This is a genomic window from uncultured Lutibacter sp., assembly GCF_937891065.1.
In the GTDB taxonomy this organism is placed as follows: Bacteria; Bacteroidota; Bacteroidia; order Flavobacteriales; family Flavobacteriaceae; genus Lutibacter.
The window spans coordinates 1-3,636 of the sequence record NZ_CALAEQ010000016.1 but is presented as its reverse complement, the minus strand read 5'-3'; the positions used below and the strand labels follow the sequence as shown (position 1 = coordinate 3,636).

2 protein-coding genes are annotated in these 3,636 nt (G+C 29.2%); one reads left to right on the top strand and one right to left on the bottom strand.

All coding sequences use genetic code 11. The annotated features are described in order from the left end of the window. The coding region (locus tag Q0352_RS01440; RefSeq protein WP_299522452.1) for a beta-eliminating lyase-related protein at positions 1 to 391 on the bottom strand (391 nt) is incomplete at its 3' end. A 373-nt stretch (positions 392 to 764) separates the two neighbouring features. Here Q0352_RS01440 and ccsA point away from each other — a divergent pair. Then, the coding region (gene ccsA / locus Q0352_RS01435) for a cytochrome c biogenesis protein (protein ID WP_299522449.1) at positions 765 to 3,636 on the top strand (2,872 nt) is incomplete at its 3' end.

Below are 3,636 nucleotides of genomic sequence, written 5' to 3'. Positions count from 1 at the left end.
TATGTCCTTTTGTAGTGTCAAAATGAGAATTACCAGGTACAACATCTCCTTCTTTAACCAATGCCGAAAATAATACATTTTCAGCAGCTCTTCCTTGATGTGTTGGTAAAAAATACTTAAAACCTGTAATTTTTTTAACAGTCTTTCTTAATTTTAAAAATGATGATGAACCTGCGTAACTTTCATCTCCAATCATCATTTCTCCCCATTGCTTATCGCTCATTGCGCCAGTTCCTGAGTCTGTTAGCAAATCGATAAATACTTTATCAGATGATAAGTTGAATAAATTATAATCGGCTTCTTTAATCCATTTTAATCGTTGCTCTTCAGTTGAACGTTTTATTGATTCAACCATTTTAATTTTATACGGTTCAGCATATGGTAATTCCATAATAATATGTTTTAAATTTTAATAATAAATTGATAAAAGTGTGATAGAAAATCACGAAATGTTAGAACTACTTATTTAATAAAGCATTCAGGACGCTTCACATTTAAAAAAGAGTTAAAGTGTATTTTATAATAACTTAAAGTTTTCATACAAAATTTGATGGTAACAAAATTACAAAAAAATATTTTATATTAATTTAAAAATTCAGGTTCAAATTAATGACAAAAATCAGCAACTGTAACAAAAGTTACTTGTAAATTTGACATCGCATAGCATCAAATTAAATTTCTCTTAAAATTGGGTTTAAAAACTCATTTTATGACAATTATCATTAGCTTTGCGAAATGATTTTTTTAATACTAAAATTTTAGAAATGAACAAACTTCTTTCACTTATTTATTCTACTCGGGTAACAGCTGTATTATTTATTGTTTTTGCTTTATCCATGGGAGTTGCAACATTTATTGAAAATGATTATGGCACAGAAACCGCAAAAGCTTTGGTATATAATGCTTGGTGGTTTGAAGCTATTATGATTATATTCGCATTAAACTTTTTTGGAAATATTTTCAAGTATAAATTATACAAAAAGGAAAAACTGGTAGTACTTGTTTTTCACTTATCCTTCTTTTTAATATTAGTTGGAGCTGGAATTACTCGTTACATAAGTTTTGAAGGTATAATGCCGATTAAGGAAGGTGCAGTTAGTAATACATTTTTATCAGAAACTAGTTACATAAGTATTGTAGTTAATGATGGGAAAGAGCAAAAAACACCTTCACATCGTAAAATTTTATTGTCTGCAATTGGAAACAATAATTACGCGTATAAAACAGATTTTAAAGGTACAGATGTATCTGTAAAATTAACAAATTATATACCTAATGCACAAAATGTATTTGAAGAAAGTGAAAATGGTACTGACTATTTAAAAGTTGTTGAATCTGGTGGTGGAGGAAGACATGACCATTATATAAAAAGAGGTACTATAGAAAATGTACATGGTGTTTCTGTTGGCTTCGATTCTAAAAGTAAAAACACTATTGACTTTAAAACTATAGATGGGAATTTAAAAATTCAATCTGTTGTTGATGGTGATTTCTATAGAATGGCTGATAAATTTGAAGGAACAATTGTTAAAGATTCATTACAAGATTTTTCAATTTTAGCAGTTTATAATATTGCTGGTTTACAATTTGTAGTTCCTAAAAATAGTATTAAGGGAGATTATAAATCAGTTTCAGGAGATAAAGATCAAAACTCTTTGGCGCAATTAGAGTTTGACGTTACAGCAGGAGGAGAAACCAAACAAGTAAAATTAGTTGGTGGTAAATTTGCAATTCAACCACCTACTCAATTTTCAATAGGTGAATTAAATTTCAGAATGAGTTATGGCGCTATGCAAGTGAAATTACCATTCAGCATTAAACTAAATGATTTTCAACTAGATAATTACCCTGGGTCTCAAAGTGCTATGTCTTTTGCCAGTGAAGTAACGGTAATTGCTCCTGAAGAAACATTTGACTTTAGAATTTTTATGAATAATATTTTAAATTACAAAGGCTATAAATTTTTCCAGTCTAGTTATAATATCACAGAACAATATGAAGAAACGCATTTATCTGTGAATCATGATTATTGGGGCTCTACAATAACATATGTAGGTTATTTCTTATTATATGCAGGCCTGATATTAATATTATTTATGAAAAATACTAGATTTGATTTTCTAAGAAAAAGCTTACAAAAAATTAGAACTAAAAAAACAACAATAACATCTATTGCACTTCTATTACTAGCTTCTGCAGCCTTTTCTCAAAACCATAACCACGTAATGACTAAAGTGCAAATAGATTCAGCATTAACAGCTAATCATATTGACATTGCACATACCGAAAAATTCAGCAAACTTGTCATACAAGATGCCGGTGGTAGAATGAAACCTGTTCACACTTACGCTTCTCAATTATTAAGAAAAGTAAGTAAGAGCGACTCTTATAGAGATATGAATGCTACACAAGTATTTTTATCAATTCAACAAAACCCAAGAATCTGGTTTCAAATTCCAATTATTTATATTGAAAAAGGAAATACTAAATTAAGAGATATTATTGGAATTGCACATGAAGATAAATACGCTTCACTTTCAAGCTTTTTTGATGATAAAGGATCATATAAAATTTCTGAAATTCAACAAGAAGCTCAAAAAAGTAATATTAAAAGTAAGTTTGAAAAAGATGTAATTAATGTTGATAGAAGAGTTAATTTATTATACTCAGCCATTACAGGTGCTATTTTAAAAATATTTCCAGTTCCTAATGATGCTAACAACACTTGGGTATCTCAAAACGACATTAACACTGTGAATTATAAAGGGCAAGATTCGGTATTTGTACGACAAATATTACCTATTTATATGCAAACTTTATCAGACTCGAAAGCTTCAAAAGATTACACTAATTCTGATGAAATTCTTGAAGGAGTTATAAATTTTCAAAAAAAATATGGAAGTGCCGTTTATCCGTCAGATCATAAAATAGATTTAGAAATTGCTTATAATAAATATGATGTTTTTAGAACAATCTATAGCTATTACATGTACATAGGAACCTTAATGTTCTTATTTGTAATTTTTCAAATTTTCAATTCAAACAAAGTAATAAATTACTTAATTAAAGGAAGTATTGCCATTATTATTTTGCTGTTTTTGATGCATACTGGAGGCTTAGTTGCACGTTGGATTGTAAGTGGAAACGCTCCTTGGAGTAATGCGTATGAATCTATGATATACGTAGGTTGGGCAACAATGCTTTTTGGATTAATCTTTGGGAGAAAATCATCTATGACCATAGCAGCAACCGCATTTTTAACTGCATTTATCTTAATGGTTGCACATTGGAATTGGATGGACCCTGAAATTGCAAATTTACAACCAGTTCTTAATTCGTATTGGTTAATGATTCACGTTTCAATAATAGTTGCTAGTTACGGACCATTTGCTTTAGGTATGATTTTAGGTTTAATTTCATTGTTATTAATGGTTTTAACTACTACAAAAAACAAATCCAAAATTAGCTTAATGATTAAAGAGTTAACAATAATCAATGAAATGTCGTTAACTGTAGGTTTAATTATGTTAACCATTGGTAACTTTTTAGGGGGTCAATGGGCTAATGAAAGCTGGGGACGCTATTGGGGATGGGATCCAAAAGAAACTTGGGCTTTAATTAGTATTATGATTTATG